The organism is Klebsiella africana, from assembly GCF_020526085.1.
Classification (GTDB): domain Bacteria; phylum Pseudomonadota; class Gammaproteobacteria; order Enterobacterales; family Enterobacteriaceae; genus Klebsiella; species Klebsiella africana.
The window spans coordinates 4536405-4559663 of record NZ_CP084874.1 but is presented as its reverse complement, the minus strand read 5'-3'; the positions used below and the strand labels follow the sequence as shown (position 1 = coordinate 4559663).

15 protein-coding genes are annotated in these 23259 nt (G+C 57.7%); 5 read left to right on the top strand and 10 right to left on the bottom strand.

What is annotated here, in order from left to right; translation table 11 throughout:
• Positions 1-5 precede the first annotated feature (5 nt).
• The 6 genes from LGL98_RS21945 to LGL98_RS21920 all read right to left on the bottom strand — a co-directional run bounded on the left by LGL98_RS21945 (position 6) and on the right by LGL98_RS21920 (position 5624).
• Positions 6-1157, bottom strand: coding sequence for a double-cubane-cluster-containing anaerobic reductase (locus tag LGL98_RS21945; protein WP_136031495.1), 1152 nt, complete (start codon positions 1155-1157; stop codon positions 6-8).
• Positions 1158-1254: 97 nt separating this feature from the next.
• Positions 1255-1494, bottom strand: coding sequence for a DUF2164 domain-containing protein (locus tag LGL98_RS21940; protein WP_136031497.1), 240 nt, complete (start codon positions 1492-1494; stop codon positions 1255-1257).
• Between the two features lie 24 nt (positions 1495-1518).
• Positions 1519-2760 (bottom strand): multidrug efflux MFS transporter MdtM, encoded by a 1242-nt coding sequence (mdtM, locus tag LGL98_RS21935; RefSeq protein ID WP_136031499.1) that lies wholly within the window; start codon positions 2758-2760, stop codon positions 1519-1521.
• A 53-nt stretch (positions 2761-2813) separates the two neighbouring features.
• A complete protein-coding gene (locus LGL98_RS21930) occupies positions 2814-4106 on the bottom strand; it encodes a DUF445 domain-containing protein (RefSeq protein ID WP_136031501.1) in 1293 nt (430 codons plus the stop codon).
• The gene (locus LGL98_RS21925; protein ID WP_136031503.1) at positions 4099-4761 is read right to left on the bottom strand and encodes a LysE family translocator; all 663 of its coding nucleotides are present in this window, start codon (positions 4759-4761) and stop codon (positions 4099-4101) included. The genes LGL98_RS21930 and LGL98_RS21925 overlap by 8 nt, the downstream gene beginning before the upstream one ends.
• A 47-nt stretch (positions 4762-4808) precedes the next feature.
• Positions 4809-5624: a helix-turn-helix transcriptional regulator gene (locus LGL98_RS21920; protein WP_136031505.1), complete on the bottom strand. Its 816-nt coding sequence runs from the start codon at positions 5622-5624 to the stop codon at positions 4809-4811.
• Between the two features lie 215 nt (positions 5625-5839).
• Between LGL98_RS21920 and LGL98_RS21915 the strand changes: the two genes are divergently transcribed.
• Both LGL98_RS21915 and LGL98_RS21910 read left to right on the top strand, forming a co-directional pair.
• A complete protein-coding gene (locus tag LGL98_RS21915) occupies positions 5840-6790 on the top strand; it encodes an Rpn family recombination-promoting nuclease/putative transposase (protein WP_136031509.1) in 951 nt (316 codons plus the stop codon).
• A gap of 158 nt (positions 6791-6948) precedes the next feature.
• On the top strand, positions 6949-8319 hold the full coding sequence (locus tag LGL98_RS21910; RefSeq protein WP_136031510.1) for an NAD-dependent succinate-semialdehyde dehydrogenase: 1371 nt from the start codon (positions 6949-6951) through the stop codon (positions 8317-8319).
• 98 nt (positions 8320-8417) lie between these two features.
• On the opposite strand, the gene LGL98_RS21905 is transcribed toward LGL98_RS21910, so the two are convergent.
• The 4 genes from LGL98_RS21905 to LGL98_RS21890 all read right to left on the bottom strand — a co-directional run bounded on the left by LGL98_RS21905 (position 8418) and on the right by LGL98_RS21890 (position 12785).
• The gene (locus LGL98_RS21905) at positions 8418-8963 is read right to left on the bottom strand and encodes a YfaZ family outer membrane protein (protein WP_136031512.1); all 546 of its coding nucleotides are present in this window, start codon (positions 8961-8963) and stop codon (positions 8418-8420) included.
• 390 nt (positions 8964-9353) lie between these two features.
• Complete coding sequence (gene yjiA / locus LGL98_RS21900) at positions 9354-10310, bottom strand: GTPase (RefSeq protein ID WP_136031514.1); 957 nt, start codon at positions 10308-10310, stop codon at positions 9354-9356.
• Between the two features lie 11 nt (positions 10311-10321).
• Positions 10322-10525 carry a YbdD/YjiX family protein gene (locus LGL98_RS21895; RefSeq protein WP_002887451.1) on the bottom strand — a complete coding sequence of 68 codons (204 nt, stop codon included), beginning with the start codon at positions 10523-10525 and terminating at the stop codon, positions 10322-10324.
• 109 nt (positions 10526-10634) lie between these two features.
• Positions 10635-12785, bottom strand: a complete 2151-nt coding sequence (locus tag LGL98_RS21890; RefSeq protein WP_002887454.1) for a carbon starvation protein — start codon at positions 12783-12785, stop codon at positions 10635-10637.
• A 540-nt stretch (positions 12786-13325) separates the two neighbouring features.
• Here LGL98_RS21890 and LGL98_RS21885 point away from each other — a divergent pair.
• From LGL98_RS21885 to LGL98_RS21875, 3 genes are all read left to right on the top strand, one after another.
• Positions 13326-15008, top strand: a complete 1683-nt coding sequence (locus tag LGL98_RS21885; protein ID WP_136031516.1) for a ShlB/FhaC/HecB family hemolysin secretion/activation protein — start codon at positions 13326-13328, stop codon at positions 15006-15008.
• Positions 15009-15095: 87 nt separating this feature from the next.
• Positions 15096-22988, top strand: coding sequence for a two-partner secretion domain-containing protein (locus LGL98_RS21880; protein WP_136031518.1), 7893 nt, complete (start codon positions 15096-15098; stop codon positions 22986-22988).
• Entirely contained in the window at positions 22985-23239 is a 255-nt protein-coding gene (locus tag LGL98_RS21875) for a hypothetical protein (RefSeq protein WP_020079701.1), read from the top strand. The genes LGL98_RS21880 and LGL98_RS21875 overlap by 4 nt, the downstream gene beginning before the upstream one ends.
• Positions 23240-23259: the final 20 nt, after the last annotated feature.

The following is a 23259-nucleotide window of genomic DNA, read 5'->3' as shown; positions in this document are numbered from 1 at the left end:
GCTCCTTACAGCATTTCGATAAAGGCGGCGACGCGGGTGCTGAGCTGGCCGAGGTCCGCTGTCGAATAGTCAGTTTCAATCGCCATGTAAGGAAGATCGTGCTGTTGGCGCAGATGACGTTTAATCGCCAGCGATTCCACGGCATAGGTATGGCAGGCCTGCAGAATGACGTCGATCACCCCGTCGGCCTGATACTCCTCTACCATCTGGCTGAGCAGCTGCAGACGCTGGTCGTTGGGGGAAATACAGGAGCAGCCGATGGCGAGATATTTATCGGTTAAGGCGTCGTAGACGTCGCCCTCTTCCGCCACGCAGCGCTCGGTCGCTTTCGCGCCGGTGCAGTTCTCATAGCCGACCACCCAGCCGCCATTTTCCTCAATGGCGCGAACCACTTTCTCCGCCGCGCCGCCGATCGGGCAGCCGGTGATCAGGATCCGTGGACGTGATTCCAGCCGTTTACCCTGCTGCCACTCCTGATGGATGCGCTCCGCCATGGTATGCAGTTCATCAATCAGGGCGGTTTTGTCGAAACGGAAGGTGGCGCCGTACACCACTTTCAGGATGTCGCCGCCGCTGAGCGCCGGCGGATTGAGCTGCCCGAGGCGATAGAAGTGGGCCAGCGCCCGGCGTTCACGGTTTTTCAGTACAATGGCTTCGCGCAGCGCCGCCTCGCTAATCGGCGTGCCAAACCGGGCCTCAATCACCTGCTGCAGGCGCAGGATCTCCGCTTTCCACAGTGCGCGGGAGGCGGCGTCGCTGGCGCTGTTCGGCAGCTGCATGACGTGGACCGCCTTGAACTCGGCCATGTACTCGTACATTTTCTTTTTGCCGTCGCAGGTGGTTTCCCCGACCACCAGGTCAGAGAAATAGAAGTACGGACATTTATCGGTTTTGCCGAAGCCGTAGCTGCTTTTGATAAGCGGGCAAAGGTTGCGCGGCAGATCTTTTTCCGCTTCTTCAATGGTTTCATCGGAGGTCGAGCACAGCGAGACGACAACGGCGCCCGCCGCCATGGCGATCTCCTGGGGCATAAAGGTGCAGTAGGTGCCCACCAGCGGCACGTTCTGCTCTTTAAGATCCATGACGGTGAGAAAGCCCTTCTGGCGAGCTGCCGAGAACTGGTCGAAAATGGCGGGTAGATCGGTGATAAGCGACATGATTTTCCTTCCCCGTACACGGGAGATGCTGAAAGAGTCGCCATTATAGCCATGGTATTTGCAGGGTTTTATTGATCTCCTGCGTCTGTGCGCGGTGTTAATAGACCTTTTTCAAATCCATCTCTTCCTGGATACGCTCGCTCCATGCCAGATGGGTGCGGATGGCCTCTTCGATACCGGCGTTGTAAAACAGCGGTCCCAGCTCTTTGGCGATAAAGTCGACGAAAAATTCGGCGTCAAACTGCTCTAGTTCGAGGTCGAAGGTCTCTGCGCAGTACTTGCTGAGCCTGTCGCGTAGCAGGTCGCGCTGCGCCGGGCTGAGTTCAATGTCGCTCATGAGGATCTTTCTCCGTAAAAGGGCTCACGATTGCCGGGCTTCGATCACCGCTTGCCCGCGCTGGTGGCGTAACAGTCCGGCCAGGCAGCAGGCGGCGACGATCCCGGCGGCTACCGCCAACAGGTGGAAGGGGAGTCTGCCGCCATGGAACCACAGCCAGCGCGCACCTTCAATTGATAACGCGCTGACGCTGAGGATCACGATATTCAGCGAGGCGGAGACAGTGCCTTTCGGCAGGTCGTTGGAAAAGAGGGTAAAGCGAAACAGCGTCGGGAAGATTAGCCCGATGCCAAAGGCGTAGAAGCAGGTGCCGAGCACCGACCACAGCCAGACGTGGGGCCATAGCAGATTGCCAACGATCAGGATGGCCAGGCCGAGCATCTGTACCGGGACCGCGCTGAGGACAAAGCGCGGGCGGGTGGGATCTTTTACCCAGCGCGCTACCGACAGGTTAGCGATGATGACGGCGCTGAAGACCGGCACCTGGCTCCAGGCGAACTCGCTGGTGGTCAGCCCGCCGGCGTCCATTAAAATCACCGGCGATACCGCCACCCAGCTCATCAGCGGAATATAGCTCAGTGACAGCGTGGCGGCGCCGAGTAAAAAGATGCGGTTGCGAAAGACGTTGCGAAAATCGCGCAGCACGCCCAGGGGGCTGAACGGCACATCGCCGCGACGCACCGTTTCCGGCATGGTCAGCAGCAGTCCCAGCCAGGCCACCAGCCCCATGGCGGCGATAATGCCGAACAGCGCTTTCCAGTGAATGAAATGCATCAGCGCCGCGCCGGAGAGCGGGCCGACGATCGGCGCCACCAGCACGACGGAGGTGATCACCGCCATTAGCCTGATAGACCTTTTTTCTTCAAAGGCTTCCTGCACGGTGACGTAGCCGACGGTGGCGATAAAGCAGATGCTGGTGCCCTGCACGAAGCGGGCAATCAGGAACTGCGTCATGGAGGTGGTGAACAGGGTCGCCAGGCATGCGAGGGTGAAAATCAGCGCGCCGGTGAGCAGCACCGGACGCCGTCCTATCCGGTCAGAGAGCGGCCCCAGCAGCCACTGCAGCGCCATGCCGCCGGCCATATACAGGCTTACCGAGGCTGGAGCCAGCGCCACATCGGCATTGAAATCCCGCACCACGTGGAGGATCCCCGGCTGGATCAGGTCGGTGGTGAGATAGGCGGAAAAATCATACAGGATTAGCGCTGCCGGGAAGAACAGCGCGGCGGCGTGCCGGGTCAGCCAGTGGGAAATCCGGTGCATCATTTCGCCCTCCCTGTGGAATATTTATCAGCGCTATTGTTCGGATAGTATCATTGCTAACCAATATGCAGATGCAGCAGCGAGGGGATCTGCGAGAGCAGCCACAACAACAGGCCGATGGTTCCCCCCACCAGGGTGCCGTTGATGCGGATGAACTGCAGATCTTTACCGATATTGAGCTCGATCTGCCGCGACATATCGCGGGCGTCCCAGCTCTTCACTGTGTCGCTGATATGGCGGGTGAGGAAGGTGGCGAACTCCGGTGCCACCCGGTGCGCCGCCTGCTCCAGGTGTTCGTTGAGCGATTCGCGCAGCGCGTCGTCGCGGAGTAAGGTTTCACCGAACCACTGACCAGCCTCGGCGATGCGCTGCTTAATACGTGAGTCGTCGCTGCTGATATCGTTTTTTACCCAGCCGCGCAGGTCGCCCCATACTTCGCCAAGATAGTGGTTAAAGGTCTCATCATTTTTTAGCCAGGCTTTGATGTTATCGGCCTTCTGCGCCATATCCGGGTCGGATTTCAGGTTATCGATAAGCTTTTGCACGGCGCGGTCAAAAGTCTGACGGATCTGATGCGTACGGTCGTGAGTCACCTCATCCAGAAGGGTATTCACCGCGTCGGTGACCATCTCAGCGCTGTGCTCGCCGAGCCACTCGGTGGGTAGCAGTTTGGCCTTCAGTGGGTGTTCGGTCTCCAGCCAGTGCACGATGCCGCGGGCGATAAAGGCGCGGGAGTTGTCGCGCTGCAGCAGAGCGATCAGCTGGTTTATCAACGAATCGAGCAGCTTTTGATGGCGATTGTCGCGGGTCAGTCCCTCCAGCATCATGGCGCTGGTCTGCGTCAGGTCGACCTTATCAATAGCTTTATGCACCGCCCGACGTAACAGACGTTGAATGCGCGCGTCATCGGTCAGTTCGAGAAAACCGCTCATCACCTGCAGCAGGTGCTGGCCGACCCGTCGGGCATTCTCCGGCTGGCTAAACCAGTTGCCGAGCATCAGGGCTGGTTGGTAGCGGCGAATCAGTGCGACTAGCGACGGGGTATCAAGGAACTTTTCCTCGACAAAGCGGCCGAGGTTGTCGGCGATGCGGTCTTTGTTGCGCGGAATAATCGCCGTATGGCGGGCGACAAAGGGCAGCGGAATGCGGCGAAACAGAGCCACGACCGCAAACCAGTCGGCCAGCGCCCCGACCATCGCCGCTTCGGAAATAGCTTTTAGCGCACCGACCCAGGGCGACGGTGGTAGCACGAGGGTAGTGATAAAAATGGCGGCTGCAATCAGCAGCAGCGACAGCGCCAGCAGTTTGGCGCGTTTCAGTTCAGCGAGTTTTTCCATATGCTTAAGCATATAGCCTGACGGCGAGGTCGTGCAAAAATCGCCAGATAATCCACAGGCCGAAGAGCATCAGGATCGCCCCTGCCGCCCGCTCGACCCGCCAGACGATGGCGTTCAGGCGGCGCTGTACCTGCGGCAGCGCAATCGCGCTCACCAGCAGTAAATCCCAGAAGAACACCACGCTGACCATCCACAGCCCGCTCACCGTTTGCTGAAGCAGGGTCACAGCCGGCCCGAGCAGGGAGGTCATCAGCGCCAGGTAAAACAGGGCGTTTTTGGGGTTGAGTAGCGATGATCCCAGCCCCAGCAGCAGCTGCTTGCCGAACCCCGGACGCGATGCGCGAACACTCTCCACCGCCAGTGTTGCGGGACGGCTGCGAATCAGCAGGCTGCCAATCCACAGTAAATAGCCCGCGCCCAACAGCTCGATGAGCAAAAAAAGCAGCGGCGCCTGGCGCAGAAGCCCCCAGCCGACGATGGCGAGCACAATATACAGCGCATTGCCGGCGGCGATGCCGAGACACAATCCGATGCTGCCGCGGATCCGGTAGCGCACGGCGTAGCCGACCAGCAGAAAAAAATCAGGGCCCGGACTGAGCAGAGCGACGAAGTGGGACAGGGCTAGCGCCGGGAAAGCGGCGGGGAAGAGCGTCGATAAGGTATGCATAGTGGCCTCGATAATGGTGCTGAGACCACCCTACGCCAGATGGCGTATTACTTATTGTCAGATATTGATCTGCTTAGCGCATACTGCCGCGGCGTGGCGGCGGTATAGCTGACAAAGGTTTTATGGAAATGGCTCTGATCGGCAAAGCCAGCCTGATAGCCGACGTCGGCAATAGGATCCCCAGCGCGCAAGCGCGTTTTCGCATATTCGATGCGAGCCATGTTGATCAAACTGGCAGGCGTCAGGCCGGTATCTTGTTTCACGGCGCGGATAACGGTCTCTTTACGAAGCGCGCTGTCGTGGGCCAGCGTATCCAGCGACGGCGACGCCGGCAGATCCATCGCCAGGCGCTGAAACAGCAGGGCGCTGGCATGATGTGGCGCCTGCGGTGCGGCGGCGTACAGCGGCAAAGATTGCAACAATTGCGCCACCAAAGCGGGGAGTTGCGCAATCTCGCCCTGTGCCATCAAGGCCACGATATGCTGATAGCCGGTAAAGAGTTCCTCATCTCGCTGTAGCGGCTGCGATGTCGCGAGAGTAGCGTTGTGGAGAATATCCGGGCGCTGCGCATGGCACCATGTCGCGTCCAGGTAAAGCATATGATAGCTGCGCGGCCTGTCATGCAGCGGATTACAGCTATGCGGCACGTGCGGCGGGATCACGATCAGATCCCCGGGCTGTAGCAGGTATTCCTGGCCAGCGCACAGGCAGCGCGTTTCCCCCTCGATAATCGCCCCCACCGAGAGCTGCGGGTGGCTGTGGCGCTTGTAGGCCCGGCGGCTGCGCCAGGTGCTGCGCAGCTCCAGCCACGGTAGACGATCGTCTCGCCAGAAGGTTTGGGGGATATCTCGCGTATGGTTCACTGCTTCGGCCTTTGCTGCGGGGATAAGTCGTTTATAGCATGCTGCGCAGAGGCTGTCGCCCGCCGGGATTTGCGTACAGCTGCGAAAAAAGATGTTGCGCTTGCAGTCTGGGTAAATCTCTTTCCGCGGCGGCGCGTAAAGGTTGTATTGCCCGGGTGCCTGAGACATTCCGCGCGTGTAGAGTCCCGGCAGGATAAGCAGGCAGGGATGAGCCGATGGTAAAGGGCACCACGTCGACGCCGCATGATGCGGTGTTTAAACAGTTCCTCACTCAGGCCGACACCGCGCGCGATTTTCTGGCGATTCATTTACCGCCTGCGCTGCGTCAGCGTTGCGACCTCGATACTTTACAGCTGGAATCGGCAAGCTTTATCGAGGAGAGCCTGCGCGCCTGGTACTCCGATGTGCTGTGGTCACTCAAAACCGCCTCTGGCGAGGGCTATATTTATGTGGTTATCGAACATCAAAGCTCACCGGATGCGCAGATGGCCTTTCGCCTGATGCGTTACGCCATCGCCGCGATGCAGCGTCATCTGGATAGCGGTCATACAAAACTGCCGCTGGTGGTGCCGATGCTCTTCTATCACGGAGCGACCACGCCATACCCGTGGTCACTCAACTGGCTGGACTGCTTTGTCGATCCACAGCTGGCGAGTGAGCTTTATGCCTCGCCCTTTCCGCTGGTGGATATCACGGTGATCCCTGACGATGAGATCGTTAGCCATCGGCGCGTGGCGCTACTTGAGCTGATACAGAAGCATATCCGCCAGCGCGATTTAATGGGCATTGTTGAGCAACTGACGACGATTTTACTTAGCGGTGACGTTAATGACAGGCAGCTGAAAACGCTGTTTAATTATCTGCTGCAAACGGGTAACGCGCGCCGCTTTGGCCGGTTTATCCGTGAAGTGGCGCAACGGGTTCCTCAGCACAGGGAGAGATTGATGACCATCGCCGAAAGATTACAGGAAGTAGGCCGCAGAAAAGGCAAACGGGAAGGGCGGTTTGAAGGATGGCAACAAGGCAGACAAGAAGGCCGGCAGGAAGGACAGCATGCCGAAGCGCTGCGCATCGCACAGAGGATGCTGGCCGACGGTATTGCCCGCGAGACGGTAGTGAAAATCACCGGCCTGGGCGCCGATGAGATCGCCGCGCTGGCCCATTGATAACGCCGGGGCGGCCTGAAGGTAGTCCCGGTTAGCCTCTTTATGGAATATTCCGGATATACCTAACTTTACCCGCATCGCCAGCCATCTCGACTACCCTTAATATCCTTAACGGCATTTTTGACTGCCTTAGTAGCGATAACAAGGAGACATGCGATATGGCCTATCAGACGGTGAATCCTGCGAACAATCAGCTTATTAAAACGTACCCGGCGCACAGCGATGCGGACGTGGAGGCGGCGCTGCAGCAGGCGGATGCGCTCTACCATTCTGCCTGGGCAAAAGGCGATATTGAACCGCGGCTGGCGGTACTGCATAAGCTGGCTGATCTGATCGACAGCCGGGCGGAGGAGCTGGCAAAAATCGCCAGCCAGGAGATGGGGAAACTCATTAAGCAGAGCCGCGGCGAAGTGAAACTTTGCGCGCAGATCGCCCGCTATTACGCCGATAACGCCAAATCGTTCCTGGCGCCGGTTAAATATCCTTCCGAACTGGGTGAAGCCTGGGTTGAGCACCATCCCATTGGCGTCTTACTGGCGGTGGAGCCGTGGAACTTCCCCTATTATCAGCTGATGCGCGTCCTGGCGCCAAACCTGGCGGCCGGCAACCCGGTTATCGCCAAACACGCCAGCATTGTGCCGCACTGCGCGGAGACCTTTGCCCATCTGGTGCGTGAGGCCGGCGCACCGGAGGGGGCGTGGACCAACCTCTTTATCTCCCAGGATCAGGTGGCGAAGATTATCGCCGACGATCGCGTGCAGGGCGCGGCGCTCACCGGGTCGGAGAAAGCCGGCAGCGTGGTGGCGGCGCAGGCGGCGAAGCATATTAAGAAATCGACGCTGGAACTGGGCGGCAATGATGTGTTTGTCGTACTGGACGATGCCGACCTGGAGCGCGCGGTGAAAATCGGCGTCCAGGCGCGGCTGAATAACGCCGGCCAGGTATGTACCGCTGCCAAGCGCTTTATCCTGCACGAAAATATCGCGGATGCGTTCCTGATAAAATTTAGCGAGGCGTTTCGCCAGGTGAAAATCGGCGATCCGCTGGATGAAAGCACCACGCTGGGGCCACTCTCTTCCAAAGATGCGCTGGACACCTTAAGCAAACAGGTGGACGAGGCGGTGAAAAATGGCGCTAAGCTGCATCTGGGCGGCAAAGCGGTGGCAGGAGAAGGTAACTTCTTTGAACCTACCATCCTGACCGGTATCACCCGTGATAATCCGGCGTACTTCGAAGAGTTCTTTGGCCCGGTGGCGCAGATCTACGTGGTGAAAAATGACGAGGAAGCAATCCAGCTGGCCAATGATTCCCACTATGGCCTGGGCGGCGCGGTGTTCAGTGAGGATATCGAACGCGCCAAACGGATGGCGTCGGCCATTGAAACCGGAATGGTTTATATCAACTGGCTCACCGATACCGCGCCAGAGCTGCCGTTTGGCGGCGTCAAGCGTTCCGGTTACGGACGGGAGCTCTCCGATCTCGGCATCAAAGAGTTTGTGAACCAGAAGCTGGTGGTGGTGCGCCGCTAAGCCTATGATCCGGCCATAAAAAAACCTGCCATTCGGCAGGTTTTTTTATGGCTAATGCTCAGCGCACCTTAACCTTATCGCGGGGGCGTTGACCATAATCAGAAGGTGACCCCGCCGCCCACATAGGCGCCATCAATCAGGGTGTGGTTCGGGCGACCCTCTTTGCCATCAACGCTCACATGGCGGTAACCCACTTTTAACGTCAGTGGACCAACCGGGGACCAGCTTACGCCGCCGTTCGCTTCAACATAGTTTTTCACGCTGTTGTTCAGGCCATCCGGCGCGACATACCCTTCGCCAAACACGTGGATGCTGTCGGTCAGGGCCACGTTCACCCCGCCGCCGACCGGAAACGCGACGCCGTTATCGCCTTTTTTCGGCCCCAGGTAGATGGCTTTCGCACCGGCATTGAGCATCACCGGGCCCACTTCCAGGTTGTAACCCGCGCCCACGCCGCCGGTCTGGCTACCATCATCGGTATTCTTCAACCAGTGGCTTTCGGCGTACAGGCCGGATGAGGATTTACCCATTTCCATATTCAGATTGGTGAAGTTTTTACCCTGTTCAACGGTAAACCCCACCGCCATGGCGGAACCAGAGACCGCGGTCAGGGCTGCAAGAATAAGGATGTTAAGCTTTTTCATGGTTTACTCCTCGTCAATAAATTTGTCTGAGGGAACCTTAACAAGCGATGTTTGCCTCTGCAAATGTGACTCTCGTCGATTTTTTATGCTGTCTTTGTCAGGAAGGTGTTTTGAAAATGTTGTAATGACGTTGGGTTACGGCAAGGTCAATCATAAAATTTGGCCTGTTTAGCCGCAGTTTAATTGGTGGGCTAAACAGAAACTGAACAGAGCAGCCATTAATTATTAAGGGGCCTATTCATTCAGTTTCTTATAATTTCCAAAAATGTTTCCGCTGTTACTTATTAAAATGTTGCTTTACATTTTTCGACGCGCTGCCGACGTTTGGTCCCTGTTTTTGACGATATGTCAGAGAGAGGGTGCCTGCGCCTTAGGGCGCAGGCGGGCAGGTTAGCGTCGTAACCCGGCAAATGCCGCGCGAATTTCCTCTTCTGGTAATTGAATGCCGATAAATACCAGCGTGCTGTGCGGCGTTTCATCGCCCCACGGGCGGTCCCAGTCGGCGCTATAGAGGCGCTGCACGCCCTGGAACAGCAGGCGATTCGGCTCGCCGTCGATCCACAGCATCCCTTTATAACGCATCAGCTGTTCGGCAAAGGAGAGCAGCAGATTTTCCATCACCCGTGAGACCTCGCTGATATCCACCGGATAGTCGAGCTCGACCACAATCGACGAGACGTCGTTCTGCTTTTCTGCCACAAAATGAAAGCGCGGTGTGGCGCTGACAACCTTCTCTTCCAGCATAAAGCCGCTGGTGTTAAACAGCTGGCTTAGATCGATATCACCGTGGATGACGGTATAAATCGGCGCCCGCGCGTTAATGCGCGCCAGCCGTTCACGCAGCTTTTCGCTGTCGCCGGCGACGTCGGTTTTGGTTAACAGAATCCGGTCCGCGTAGCCGACCTGCGACTGGGCGATGGTGAACTGATCCATCTGCTGGTGGGCATGGACGGCGTCGACCAGGGCGATCACGCCGTCCAGCAGATAGCGCTCGCAGAGCACCTGATGGGAGAAAAAGGTCTGGATAATCGGCCCCGGGTCGGCCATGCCGGTGCATTCAATCACCAGCCGGTCAAACTCGATTTCGCCGCGATCGCGGCTGTCGAGGAGATCGAGCAGGGCGTCTTCCAGTTCGTTGGAGCGTGTACAGCAGATACAGCCGTTGGTCAGGGTTTTAATCTGCGTGGCGCGGTCGCCGATCAGCTGATCGTCAACGGAGACTTCGCCGAATTCGTTTTCAATCACGGCAATTTTGAAACCGTGCTGCTCATTCAGGATATGGCGCAGCAGGGTGGTTTTTCCTGCGCCGAGAAAACCGGTGAGTAGGGTGACTGCAATCGGTGCCATTATTGCCTCCATTAACAGCAGCGTACGCCGCCTTTGCCGTCGCCGCCGTAGCGGGCCTGCTGGCGTTCGCGGAAGAATTCTTCATAAGTCATGTACGGCTGATCCGGATGGTTGGTTTGCATATGGGTGACGTAGTTGTCGTAATCCGGAATGCCAATCAGCATTTTTGCCGCCTGACCGAGATATTTTTTTGCCTGACCTAAGTTACCAAACATTATAAGTTCCAGATAACGAATAAAGCCGGATGGCGACTTGCGCTATATCCGGCCTACGTTAATGCGCTTTTGGTAGGCCGGATAAGCGTAGCGTTATCCGGCAACAGGGTTAATGATGTGACGAGGTCTTCACGCCGCCTTCCGGTACCGGCACGTACGGAGTCTCTTTGTCGGTACGCACCTTATTGTTGCGGACATTGAGCCAGGTTTTGATGCCGTAGAAGATGATGCTGTACACCACCACCAGGAACAGAATGCTCAGGCCGGCGTTGGTGTAGTTGTTGACCACGATATGGTTCATGTTGGCGATCTGCTGTGCGGTCAGCTCGCCGCCGGCGGCAATCTTCTCTTTATACTGCTGAGCCATAAAGAAGAAGCCTTCCATCTGCGGGTTGCTGCTGAACAGCTTCAGGCCCAGCGCCCAGGTGGTACACAGCAGCAGCCATGCAGCCGGGATAACGGTGACCCAGATATATTTGGTGCGCTGCATCTTGACCAGCACGACGGTACCAAGCACCAGCGCCACCGCGGCCAGCATCTGGTTAGAGATACCGAACAGCGGCCACAGGCTCTTCACGCCGCCCAGCGGGTCGACCACGCCCTGATACAGCAGGTAGCCCCACAGGCCGACGCAGCCGGCGGTACCGATAATACCGGCGACCAGCGAGTCGGTTTTTTTCAGGAACGGCACGAAGTTACCCAACAGATCCTGCAGCATAAAGCGGCCTGCGCGGGTCCCCGCATCCAGCGCGGTGAGGATAAACAGCGCTTCAAACAGGATACCGAAGTGGTACCAGAAGCCCATATCCGCCATCGGGATGATTTTGTGGAACACGTGAGCGATACCGACGGCCAGCGTCGGCGCGCCGCCGGCGCGGTTCAGTACCGAAGGTTCGCCGATATCTTTCGCCGTCTGCAGGATCTGCTCAGGTGAAATCACGAAGCCCCAGGAGCTGACGGTCGCCGCCGCGTGGACGGTCACTTCTTTCAACTGCGCTGCAATCATCGCCGCGTTCTCACCGCCCATTTCATGCAGGTTCGGCATGACGATGCCCAGGCCTGCCGGCGGGGTGTTCATCGCGAAATAAAGGCCCGGTTCGATAATCGAGGCGGCAACCAGCGCCATGACTGCAACAAAGGATTCCATCAGCATCGCGCCGTAGCCAATAAAGCGGGCATCGGTTTCGTTGGCCAGCAGCTTCGGCGTGGTGCCGGAGGCGATCAACGCATGGAAACCGGAGACGGCGCCGCAGGCGATGGTGATAAACAGGAACGGGAACAGGGCGCCTTTCCACAGCGGACCGGTACCATCAATGTACTGGGTCACTGCCGGCATTTTCAGGTCCGGGTTGAGGATAACGATCCCCAGCGCCAGGCCGACGATTACGCCGATTTTCAGGAAGGTGGCCAGATAGTCACGCGGCGCCAGAATCAGCCATACCGGCAGCAGTGCGGAGATAAACGCGTAGCCAATCAGGGTAAAGGTAATGGTGGTATCTTTAAAAGTTAACGCCGGCCCCCAGTAAGGGTCGTGAGCAATCACGCCGCCGAACCAGATAGAGGCCACCAGCAGCACGATACCGATAACCGACACTTCACCGACGCGGCCTGGGCGCAGGAAGCGCATGTAGATCCCCATAAACAGGGCGATAGGTACCGTCGAGCAGACGGTAAACACGCCCCACGGGCTTTCCGCCAGCGCTTTCACCACGATGAGCGCCAGCACCGCGAGGATGATGATCATAATCAGGAAGCAGCCGAACAGGGCGATAGAGCCCGGAACCGGCCCCATCTCCTGTTTAATCATCTCGCCCAGCGAAGCGCCGTTACGCCGCGAGGAGATAAACAGCACCATGAAGTCCTGTACCGCGCCCGCCAGCACCACGCCGGCCAGCAGCCACAGGGTGCCCGGCAGATAGCCCATTTGCGCGGCCAGTACCGGGCCGACCAGCGGGCCGGCGCCGGCGATTGCGGCGAAGTGGTGGCCAAACAGCACGTAGCGGTTGGTTGGCACATAGTTCAGGCCATCGTTATTAATCACCGCCGGCGTGGAGCGCGTCGGGTCAAGCTTCATCACCTTCTGTGCGATATACAGACTGTAATAACGGTAGGCGACGAGGTACACGGAAACCGACGCGACGACGATCCACAGGGCGCTGACGTGCTCACCGCGGCGCAGGGCGACGACTGAGAGGCAAAATGCCCCGATGATTCCCAGAATCACCCAGGGTATGTGCTTGAATAGTTTTTTGGTATCCATAGTAAAACCTGGCGTTAATTAGATGAATAATTGGCCGAAGCCGTCTGGTTTTAAGTTAGGGTTGATGGAGGTAATGATTAGCTAGGCTGCCTTCGATCTTGCCAGAACAGCGCGCGCGTAAAGTTGGGTAAATCGGTGAGTGGTTGTATGGAAGGTTAAGCGGTCGCTAGCTGAAATAAGCGGTTGGCCATCAAGTGAACAGGAGATGATTATGTGATTGAGATCACGGCATATTTCAGCCCAGTGCGATGGGGGAGCGGCAGAACGTAAAAAGAGGTCGCGCTAATGCTCTCAGTGTGAATCGATATTGATTCATAATCTCATATTCTTATTTCATGATGATTTCATATTGTCTTCGGCAGAACTTAACGGTGATTCATCCATATCATGAAACTGGGGTAATGAACGCGTTTATAATTTTAAGTAATGATTTTTGAAGTGGCTTGAATAATATATGTTGATATTAACATGGGTTTGGTTGTATTAAATGCCACGCTTTGCTTTTTATTACTCGACATGGAACGTTGTGACTTAATTATAATGAATAAATGGAATTTCATTCATAAAGTTTTAATTATCTGTATATTGCCTGCCTGGGCATGGGCCGCGCCTGTGGATACCGTACGTGAGCAGCAGTTCATCAACCAGCAGCAGCGCCAGCAGGCGCTGGAAAACCAGCTCGCGCCGCCGTCACCGGATATTCATTTATCAGCGGAAGAAATAAATACCGATGATGGTTTATTTCCCGTGGAACAACCTTGCTTTGCTATTTCACAGATTATTTTACAGGGCGCCGATGCCTTACCGCATTGGCTTCCGCTCCAGCGTCAGGCAAATAAAGCGATTGGGCGTTGTCTGGGAGGGAAGGGCATTAATCTACTGATGGCCCAGTTGCAGAATATATTAATCGATCGCGGTTATATCACCAGCCGGATCCTTGCCCCGCAGCAGGATTTAAAAAGCGGTGTTTTACGCCTGGTGGTGATGCCGGGTTATATCCGTGAAGCCAGATTTACAGAGGACAGCGATGATTATCTGTGGCTGGCGAGCGCGTTTCCGGCGACTGACGGGAAGCTACTGGACCTGCGCGATATTGAACAGGGGCTGGAAAACTTGCTGCGCCTGCCGACGGTACAGGCCAGCATGGAAATTGTTCCGGGCGAGACGCCGGGGCAGAGCGATATTGTCATTAACCGCCAACAGGAACGCTTCTGGCGCGTCGACGCCTCGCTCGATGATTCCGGCTCTAATGCCACCGGCCGCTATCAGGGCAACCTGACGCTATCCTTGGATAACCCGCTAGCCTTAAGCGATCTTTTTTACCTTTCCGGCTCACATAACCTCGATGGCAACGGCGGTAAATCTTCGAAGAACCTGACCGGCCACTATTCGGTCCCGCTGGGCTACTGGCAGCTCGGATTAACCGCCAGCCAGTACGATTACGTGCAAACCGTGGCGGGGGCCAACGGCGATTACCAGTACAGCGGTAAAAGCAAGAACGTTGATTTCCAGATGAGCCGCGTGCTGCACCGTAGCGGTAGTCAGAAGACCACTCTTAGCGCCGATGTGTTAGCCCGCGAGCAGCGCAACTTCATTAATGACACCGAGATTGCCGTCCAGCGGCGGCAGACGGCGGCCTGGAAGCTTGGCCTGCAGCATCGCCATTACCTGGGCAATGCCACTCTCGATGCCGGAGTGAGCTATCAGCGCGGTACCCGCTGGTTTGGCGCTCAACCTGCGCCGGAAGAGCAATGGGGGGAAGCAACCGCCCTCAGCAAAATCCTGCAATTCAATGCTCAGCTCAATTTGCCTTTTGCCCTGGGCGGGCAAAATTTTCGCTTTACCAGCCGCTATCAGCGGCAGATGAGCAGCACGCCGCTGACTTCGCCGGATATGTTTTCCATCGGCAACCGCTGGACGGTACGCGGCTTTGACGGCGAGCGCACCCTGACCGCCAGTCACGGCTGGTACGTACGTAACGATATCGCCTGGTCGACCCCGTTACCGGGGCAGGAGTTTTATCTGGGGGCGGATTACGGCGAAGTCGGCGGCGCGGGCAGTGAAACGCTGGTGGGCAAACACCTCGCCGGAGGCGTGGCAGGGCTGCGCGGCCAGTACCACCGCGCCAGCTACGACCTGTTCGCCGGTATCCCTTTAGCCAAACCCGATGGCTTTAAAACCGATCCGGCAACTTTTGGTTTCAGCGTCAGCTGGAGCTACTGACTTTACTCACGCGCCGCCCGGCGGCGCGTGCTGCGCACAGGGATGATTTTCCGCGCCGCGGTGGACAACGGATGACGAGTAACGGCAATGAATAAACGCTTTTATCGAATCGTATTTAATAAGGCTCGCGGGATGCTGATGGTGGTGGCGGAAACGACCCGCTCTCATCGGGCAGGCGTGTCGCCGCAATCCGGCGCCGACGCGCGAACCGGATCGACGCTGACGTCCTCCCTGGCGCCGCTGGCTTTTAGCTTTCTGCTCGCTTTTTCCTGTCTCACTTCGGCTCAGGCGGCGATTGTCGCCGATAACCATGCGCCCGGCGGCCAGCAACCGCAGATCGCCAATAGCGCCAATGGCACGCCGCAGGTCAATATTCAGACACCGAGCGGCGCAGGCGTTTCACGCAACGTCTACAGCCAGTTTGATGTCGATGGGCGCGGCGTGGTGCTGAATAACAGCCACGCTAACACTTCAACCCAACTGGCCGGGATGGTCGCCGGCAACCCGAATCTGGCGAAAGGGGAAGCCAGAGTGATCCTCAACGAGGTGAATACCCGCGATCCGAGCCGGCTGAATGGCTATATCGAGGTTGCCGGACAAAAAGCGCAGGTGGTTATCGCTAACCCTGCCGGAATTAGCTGCGACGGCTGCGGGTTCATCAATGCCAACCGCGCGACGCTGACGACAGGCCAGGTGCAGTACGGTAACGGGCAGATAAGCGGTTATGATGTCAATCGCGGCGAAATTATCATACAGGGCGGCGGCCTTGATGCGAGCTCGGTAGACAGCACCGACCTGCTCGCCCGCGCGGTGAAAATCAACGCCGGGGTTTGGGCGCAGGAGCTAAAGGTCACCGCAGGGCGTAATCAGATCGATGCGGCGCACAGCCGAACGACGGCAAAATCAGCCGACGGCAGTGCGCTGCCTGCGGTGGCGATAGACGTCAGCGCGCTGGGCGGGATGTACGCCCATAAAATTCGTCTTGTCGGTACCGAGCGCGGCGTAGGCGTGCACAATGCCGGCAATATCGGCGCGGCGGCGGGGGACGTAGCAATCAGCGCTGATGGCTCGCTCAGCAACAGCGGCGTGATTCAGTCCGCGCAGAATCTGCAACTGTCCGTTAAGGGCGATCTTCACAACCAGGGCCAACTGTACGCCGGAAAAGATAGCGTGGTGACGGCCAGCGCGACGCTAACCAATGACGGCATGATCGCCGCGCAAGGCGATACGCGGATTGCCGCCAACGCTTTGCGTAGCGCGCAAAACAGTACGCTCGCCGCCGGATTAAATAGCGATGGTTCTACCGCCAGCAGCGGCGCGCTGACGCTGAATAGCCAGAGCTCGCTGGCGCTAAATGGCCGCAATATGGCGGCAGGGACGCTGACGGCGCAGGGCAGGACGGTGGATCTTGATAACAGTCGAACCTCGGGGGCGCAGATCGTGGTCAGCGCCGCGACCGGGGATATCACCATCCGAGATGCGGTGGTGGCGGCCAGCGAAAAACTCCAGTTGGCCGCCAGCGGCAAACTCAACAACCACAGTGGCCTGTTGACGGCCAGCCAGCTTGAGCTGAAAGCAATGGCGCTGGATAACCAACAGGGCGCAATCCAGCAGACGGGCGAGGTCGATCTACGCCTTGATTTTCGCGCGGGATTGGATAACCGCGGCGGTGAGATTGTCAGCAACAGCCATGCTTTGACGCTCAGCACCAGCCAGTTGCTCAATCAAAACGGAACGCTGCTGCATACCGGCAGCGGCGGCATGTCTATTACCAGCGAAGGCGCGCTGGACAACGGCGAAGGCACTATTGCCGCTAACGGCAATATCGTTTTGTACTCAGATAACATTAATAATCGCAGCGGTAAAATCAGCACGACGCAGGGCAATGCTCAGCTCACTACGCGTCACGAGCTGGAAAATTCGCAAGGGAATATCGTTGCTGGCGGCAGCCTTTCTCTACAAGTGGCCAGCCTTCGGAACCAGCAGGGGCAAGTGATTGCGGCGCAGGGCGACCTGGCCATGAGCGCTGAAGGAGGGCTGGATAACCGCGACGGCGTGCTTGCCGCAAATGGCGATATCAAGCTTGACGCCGACAATCTGACCAACCATGGCGGAAAAATCAGCGCGGCGCAGGGCGACATTCAGCTCACTGCGCGCCATGGGGTGGATAACTCGCAGGGGAATATCATCGCCAGCGGCGATATCCAACTACAGGCTGAAAATCTTAATAATCGTCACGGGCAGATAGGCACGGCGCAGCGGGGCAGCGTCAACCTGACGACGAGCGGTTTGCTGGATAACCAGCAGGGCACAATTACCGCCTTTGATGCCCTGGGTATTCAGAGCGCCACCGTTTATAACCGGCAGGGAGAACTGCAGTCCGGCGGTAATCTCAACATCACCATTCACAATCGGGGGCTGGATAACCAACAGGGGCAGATCGTCTCCGCCGCCGCTCTGGAAATAGCAGGCGTCAACCTGGCGCTGGCTAATACGGGCGGGACGTTACTTGCCGCGAGCAAACTTAGCCTCGATGCCGATTCCCTCAGCGGCGATGGCGAGGTGCTCTCTCAGGGCGATATGTCGCTTACGTTGCGTCAGGCGTTTCATAACGCCGGGAGGGTCATCGCCAACGGCAACCTGCAGTGGAATCTCTCCGGACTGGGGCTGATTAATCAGGGGGTTATCAGCGCCGGCCGGGCGCTCAATCTCTATGCGGCAAAGCTGGATAACCGTCAGGAAGGCGAAATCAGCGCTGGCGAGAACCATTTGACGGTCAACGGCGAGCTGGTCAATCGGGGGCTGATTGACGGTGGCTTAACCCATATTGTCGCCACGACGTTAACCAATATCGGCAGCGGGCGCCTGTACGGCGATGCCGTCGCGCTGCAGGCGGCAACGCTGACAAACGCCGCGGAGAACGGCGTGGCAGCGACGATTGCCGCACGGGCATCGCTGGCAATGGGCGTCGGCACGCTCAATAACCAGGATCACGCGCTGATCTACAGCGACGGTACGCTCGCCATTGGCGGCCAGCTTGCCGAAGACGGTTCGCTCAGCGGCCGGGCGGGAGTGTTTAATAACCACAGCGCAACGCTTGAGTCCGCCGGCGATATGGCGCTCGATATCCAACAAATCAATAACTACAACGACCATCTGGTGACGAAAGATGTGATGGTCGAGCAGTCATGGCGCCATGAGGCGGCGCTGAAAGGATCGGTACAGCGCTTCGACTGGTCGCTGGTCGATACCAGCTATAAAAACAAATACGGCGTTCACGACGCCATCATGCCGGACGGTAGCCGCGGCGATGAGTTCTATGAATACCAGTACCAGCGTACCGTTGTGGAAACGCAGGTGGTGGAAAGCGATCCTGGCAAAATCCTCTCCGGCGGCCAGCTCATCATCAACAGTGATAAGCTGAATAACTACGATAGCCAGATTATCGCCGGAGGAGCGCTCGGTGGCGTGATTGGCGAACTAAACAACGTCGCCACGACCGGCAAGCGGGTGACCACCGACGTCGGCACCCAGACCCGTTGGTATGAGAAAAAGACCAGCCTCCCGTTCGGCGGCACCAAAACCAGCCAGGGGAAAAAAAGCAGCGAATATGAACCGACGCCGACGGTTCATACCATCGATCTGCAAACCATGAAGTGGCAGGGCAATACCCAAATTGATGGCCATAGCGGTGTGATTAATCCGCGCGATCGCGCCGATGAAACAGGCGAAATATCTGCCGGACGGCTGGTGGAAGTGACGCCGGTTAACGCTGACGGAACGGTTATTCGCGTCGTCACGCCGGATACCCGGCTTCCTGTCAGCAGTCTGTATCAGATCGACCCGCAGGCTAAAGCAGGCTATCTGGTGGAAACCGATCCGCGTTTTACTAACGGTAAAGCGTGGCTCGCCAGCGACTACATGCAAAATCAGCTGGGCGTTGATCAGGCGATGAAGCGGCTTGGCGACGGCTATTACGAGCAGCGGCTGGTGCGTGAGCAGATCGTTAAGCTGAGCGGCGGGCGCTACCTGCAGGGCTACAGTAACGATGAAGAGCAGTACCGGGCGCTGATGGACGCGGGCGTCGCCTTCGCCAAACAGTACAACCTGACGGTCGGGGTGGCGCTGACGCCAGCGCAGATGGCGCTGCTGACCAGCGATATGGTCTGGCTGGTCGCCAGAGAGGTCACGCTAACGGATGGCTCCGTGCAGCAGGTGCTGGTGCCGCAGGTTTACGCGCGGGTTAAAGCGGGCGATCTCGATGGCAGCGGCGCGTTGCTCGGCGGTGAAAACGTGGCGTTCAGCGTGAGCCGTGATGTGACCAACAGCGGGCACATCCAAAGCCGCGACGTGACGCAGCTAACCGCGGAAAACATTCATAACAGCGGCTATATCGGCGGCAACCAGCTTACGCTAAACGCGCGTACTGATATCAACAATATTGGCGGAACGCTGCAGGGCGGCGATAGCCTGATCGCGCAAGCCGGGCGTGATATCAACAGCGCCAGCACCCTCAGCGGCGGCCCGGGTAACATCAGCCTCGATCGGCCCGCGGGGATTTATGTCCAGAATGAAAACGGCCAGCTGGGGCTGCAGGCGTTACATAACATTAATCTGACGGCAAGCATGGTGAGTAACAGCGCGGCGGGCAGCCAGACGCAGATTATCGCCGGCAACGATCTCAATCTGCAGACGCTCGCCACCACCCATAGCGAAAGCGGAAGCTGGGGGAAAGGCAACGATCGTTCCTTGACCCAGCGTAGCGATATCGGCACGCAAATTAACGGCGGCGCGGTGGCGCTGTCCGCCGGCCACGATATTAATGCCCGCGCCGCCAGCGTGACGGCGACCAGCAGCCTGACGGTTGCCGCCGGCAATGATATTAACCTCAGCAGCGGCGAGTCCTCATGGCACCTGACGGAAAACAGCCATCAAAGCAGCAGCGGCCTGCTGGCTCGCCGCTCGCTCACCACTCACGATGAAGTGTGGGCGCAGAACGCCATCGGCAGCAATTTTAGCGGTGACAGTATTGTGATGCAGGCCGGGCGCGACCTGCTGGTGTCCGGCAGCAGTGTTGCCGGCACCCAGGACGTCAATCTTGTGGCGGGGCGTAACCTGACCATCACCACCGCCGAGGAGAGTCGCCAGGAAAACCATCTACGTAAAGAGAAACATAGCGGCTTTTCCGGCACCGGCGGCGTCGGCTTCAGCGTCGGCAGTTCGTCGCTGAAAGCCACCGACGTAACGACGGCGTTGAGTAGCGCCGCCAGTACCGTCGGAAGCTCACAGGGCAACTTGAGCCTGAGCGCCGGTAATGTATTGACGGTTCAGGGATCTGACCTGGTGGCCGGCAACAATATGGCGTTGACCGGTAAAACCGTGAATATTCTGGCAGCGGAAAACCAGAGCACCCAGACCCATACCGTGGAGCAGAAAACCAGCGGCCTGACGCTGGCGTTATCCGGGATGGTGGGCAGCGCCATTAATACTGCGGTTTCCAGCGCCAACCAGGCCAGCACCGAGAGCAATGGCCGTCTCGCCGCGCTGAGCGGGCTGCAGTCGGCATTATCGGGCGTACAGGCGTATCAGGCATCGCAGATGCAGACTGCGGATTCCAGTCCGGAGAGCATGATAGGGATCAACCTTTCCTGGGGTAGCCAGTCCTCGAAATCCACTCAGCGACAAACGCAGAACACCAGCCGCGGCAGCAGCCTGATGGCCGGCAACAATCTCAGCATTATCGCCACGGAGACGGATATCAACGTTGAGGGCAGCCAGCTGCAGGCCGGCGGCAGCGCGTTGCTCAATGCCGCGCGCGATGTGAATTTATTCTCTGCGGAGAACGCCAGCACCCTGAGCGGTAAAAACGAGAGCCATGGGAGTTCGTTTGGCGTCGGTATTAACTTCGGTCAGGGCGCGAACGGGCTGACGGTCAGCGCCAGCGCCAACGCCGGGAAGGGCCATGAGAAGGGCAACAGCCTGACGCATAACGAAACGACCCTCAGCGCCGGTGAGCGGGTGACTATCGTCAGCGGTCGCGATACGACGCTGACCGGGGCGCAGGTGAGCGGTCATCAGGTGACAATGGACGTCGGGCGTAACCTGACGCTGAGCAGCGAGCAGGACAGCGATAACTACGATTCGAAGCAGCGTAGCGGCAGCGTGGGGGCGAGCGGCAGCATGGGCGGCGGTTCGGGGTCTCTTAACCTGAGCCAGAGCAAAATGCACAGCACCTGGGCGTCGGTGGAGGCGCAGACAGGGATTTTTGCCGGCGAGGGTGGTTTTGATGTGAAGGTGGGCGGGCATACGCAGCTGAACGGCAGCGTGCTGGCGAGCACGGCGGCGGCGGAGCTGAACCGGCTGGATACCGGGACGCTGGGTTTCCGGGATATTAAAAACTATGCCGAGTACAGCGTGGAGCAGCAGAGCGCTGGGGTGAGCACGAGCGGTAGCGTGGCGGGGCAGTTCCTCGGGAATGCGGCCAGCGGTCTGCTGATGGGGGCGAACGGGAGCGGCAGCGACAGTTCGCTGACGCGGGCGGCGGTGAGCGAGGGCAGTATCGTTATCCGCGACAGCGCGAATCAGCAGCAGGACGTGACGGGGTTAAGCCGGGATGCGGCGCATGCGAACCAGACGCTGAGTCCGATATTTGATAAGGAGAAAGAGCAGAACCGGCTGGCGACGGCGCAGAAGATAGGTGAAATCGGGCGCCAGGTGAGTGATGTGCTGGTGACGCAGGGCAAGCTGAACGCGCAGGCGGCGCAGAGCGACCCGGCGGCGCGGGCAGCGGCGCGGGCGAAGCTGGTAGCGGGAGGGAATGGCAGCCCGAGCGAGGAGCAAATCAGCGCGCAGGTGAGCCGGACAGCGACGGCGGACTACGATACGGGCGGAAAGTACCAGCAGGTGGCGCAGGCGGTAACGGCGGCGATGCAGGGTCTGGCGGGTGGCAACCTGGCGCAGGCGGCGAGCGGGGCAGTGAGTCCGTATGTGGCGGAAATCATTCACAGCCAGACGACGGACAGCGCGACGGGTAAGGTGAATGTGGAAGCCAATGCGATGGCGCACGCGGTGTGGGGAGCGATAGCGGCGGCATCGGGAAATAACAGCGCGCTGGCGGGAGCCGCGGGCGCGGTGAGCGGCGAGCTGCTGGGGCGCTGGATAGCGGCGGAATACTATCCGGATGTTAAGACAGAAGAGCTGTCGGATGAGCAGAAGTCGACGATAAGCGCGCTGAGTACGCTGGCGGCGGGACTGATGGGGGGTCTTAGCGGAGGCAGCAGCGCGGATGCGGTGGCGGGTGCGCAGGCCGGGAAGAACGCGGTGGAGAATAATGCTTTCGGAGCGAGCGCTGGAACAAACCTCGGGTTCTGGTTCAGCCAGACGCCAGACTGCGATACAGACTGTAAAGGAAAACTTGCTGAAGATGTGGCAAAAGGGAATGCAGTAGTATCTGCCCATCTGGCAGGTACTGTTGGGTTAGGTATATTGCCAAAGGGGGCTCTGATAACAGCAGCCATCAGTGGCGGAGCCAATACTGCAATACAATATGCCACGACTCGTGAAGTGAATTACACAGATGCGTTGATAGCGACTTGGGTTGGAGCAGCAACCTCAAAAACTGGTTGGTTAGGAACTGTGGGATGGAATACGGCAGGTGGAGCGACATCAAGTTATATTAAGGGAGATGACCCCATGGTTGGGGCTATAACAAGTAGTGTTGGCTCTGGATTAGGATATGGGGTTGGTCATTATGTAGTGAAGCCTACTGCAAATACAATCGGTAAATGGATAACTGGTGGATGGGACCCCAAATTTGATCCCGTTAGATTAAAATATACGGAAATAAAAGGGCTGATTGGAATATCGAAAGAAATGTCGCCAAGTAAAATTCCTGGAACAACAGGAAATATAACTGGTTCCTTTAGCACAGAATACGGCAGTGTTGAAACTCAAGGAATTATCAATAAGGTTAAGAAATGAGTAGTTCAATCTTTCTTTTAAAAAGAAAAATGATCGCTAGTTTTTGCATATTTTTTGTCTGTATGTTCTCTGTAATTATTACTGGGCTATTGGCAAAAATTTTTTTTGTTACAGTGCTATGGATTCTGGGTGATGAATTTCAATTGTCATGGAATGATATCCTACAAGGCATAAAAATCGGGAGTGTGGGAGGAGGGGTACTAGGTATCGGAATTATTCTTTCGCGCCTTTTTAAGGTTGAAGGATTCTAGTTCACGTTCAGAAGAAGCTT

Coding starts and splice junctions, on each gene's coding strand:
- LGL98_RS21945 (WP_136031495.1), bottom strand. CDS start 1,157: ATGTCGCTTATCACCGATCTACCCGCCATTTTCGACCAGTTCTCGGCA.
- LGL98_RS21940 (WP_136031497.1), bottom strand. CDS start 1,494: ATGAGCGACATTGAACTCAGCCCGGCGCAGCGCGACCTGCTACGCGAC.
- mdtM (WP_136031499.1), bottom strand. CDS start 2,760: ATGATGCACCGGATTTCCCACTGGCTGACCCGGCACGCCGCCGCGCTG.
- LGL98_RS21930 (WP_136031501.1), bottom strand. CDS start 4,106: ATGCTTAAGCATATGGAAAAACTCGCTGAACTGAAACGCGCCAAACTG.
- LGL98_RS21925 (WP_136031503.1), bottom strand. CDS start 4,761: ATGCATACCTTATCGACGCTCTTCCCCGCCGCTTTCCCGGCGCTAGCC.
- LGL98_RS21915 (WP_136031509.1), top strand. CDS start 5,840: ATGGTAAAGGGCACCACGTCGACGCCGCATGATGCGGTGTTTAAACAG.
- LGL98_RS21910 (WP_136031510.1), top strand. CDS start 6,949: ATGGCCTATCAGACGGTGAATCCTGCGAACAATCAGCTTATTAAAACG.
- LGL98_RS21905 (WP_136031512.1), bottom strand. CDS start 8,963: ATGAAAAAGCTTAACATCCTTATTCTTGCAGCCCTGACCGCGGTCTCT.
- yjiA (WP_136031514.1), bottom strand. CDS start 10,310: ATGGCACCGATTGCAGTCACCCTACTCACCGGTTTTCTCGGCGCAGGA.
- LGL98_RS21895 (WP_002887451.1), bottom strand. CDS start 10,525: ATGTTTGGTAACTTAGGTCAGGCAAAAAAATATCTCGGTCAGGCGGCA.
- LGL98_RS21890 (WP_002887454.1), bottom strand. CDS start 12,785: ATGGATACCAAAAAACTATTCAAGCACATACCCTGGGTGATTCTGGGA.
- LGL98_RS21885 (WP_136031516.1), top strand. CDS start 13,326: ATGAATAAATGGAATTTCATTCATAAAGTTTTAATTATCTGTATATTG.
- LGL98_RS21880 (WP_136031518.1), top strand. CDS start 15,096: ATGAATAAACGCTTTTATCGAATCGTATTTAATAAGGCTCGCGGGATG.
- LGL98_RS21875 (WP_020079701.1), top strand. CDS start 22,985: ATGAGTAGTTCAATCTTTCTTTTAAAAAGAAAAATGATCGCTAGTTTT.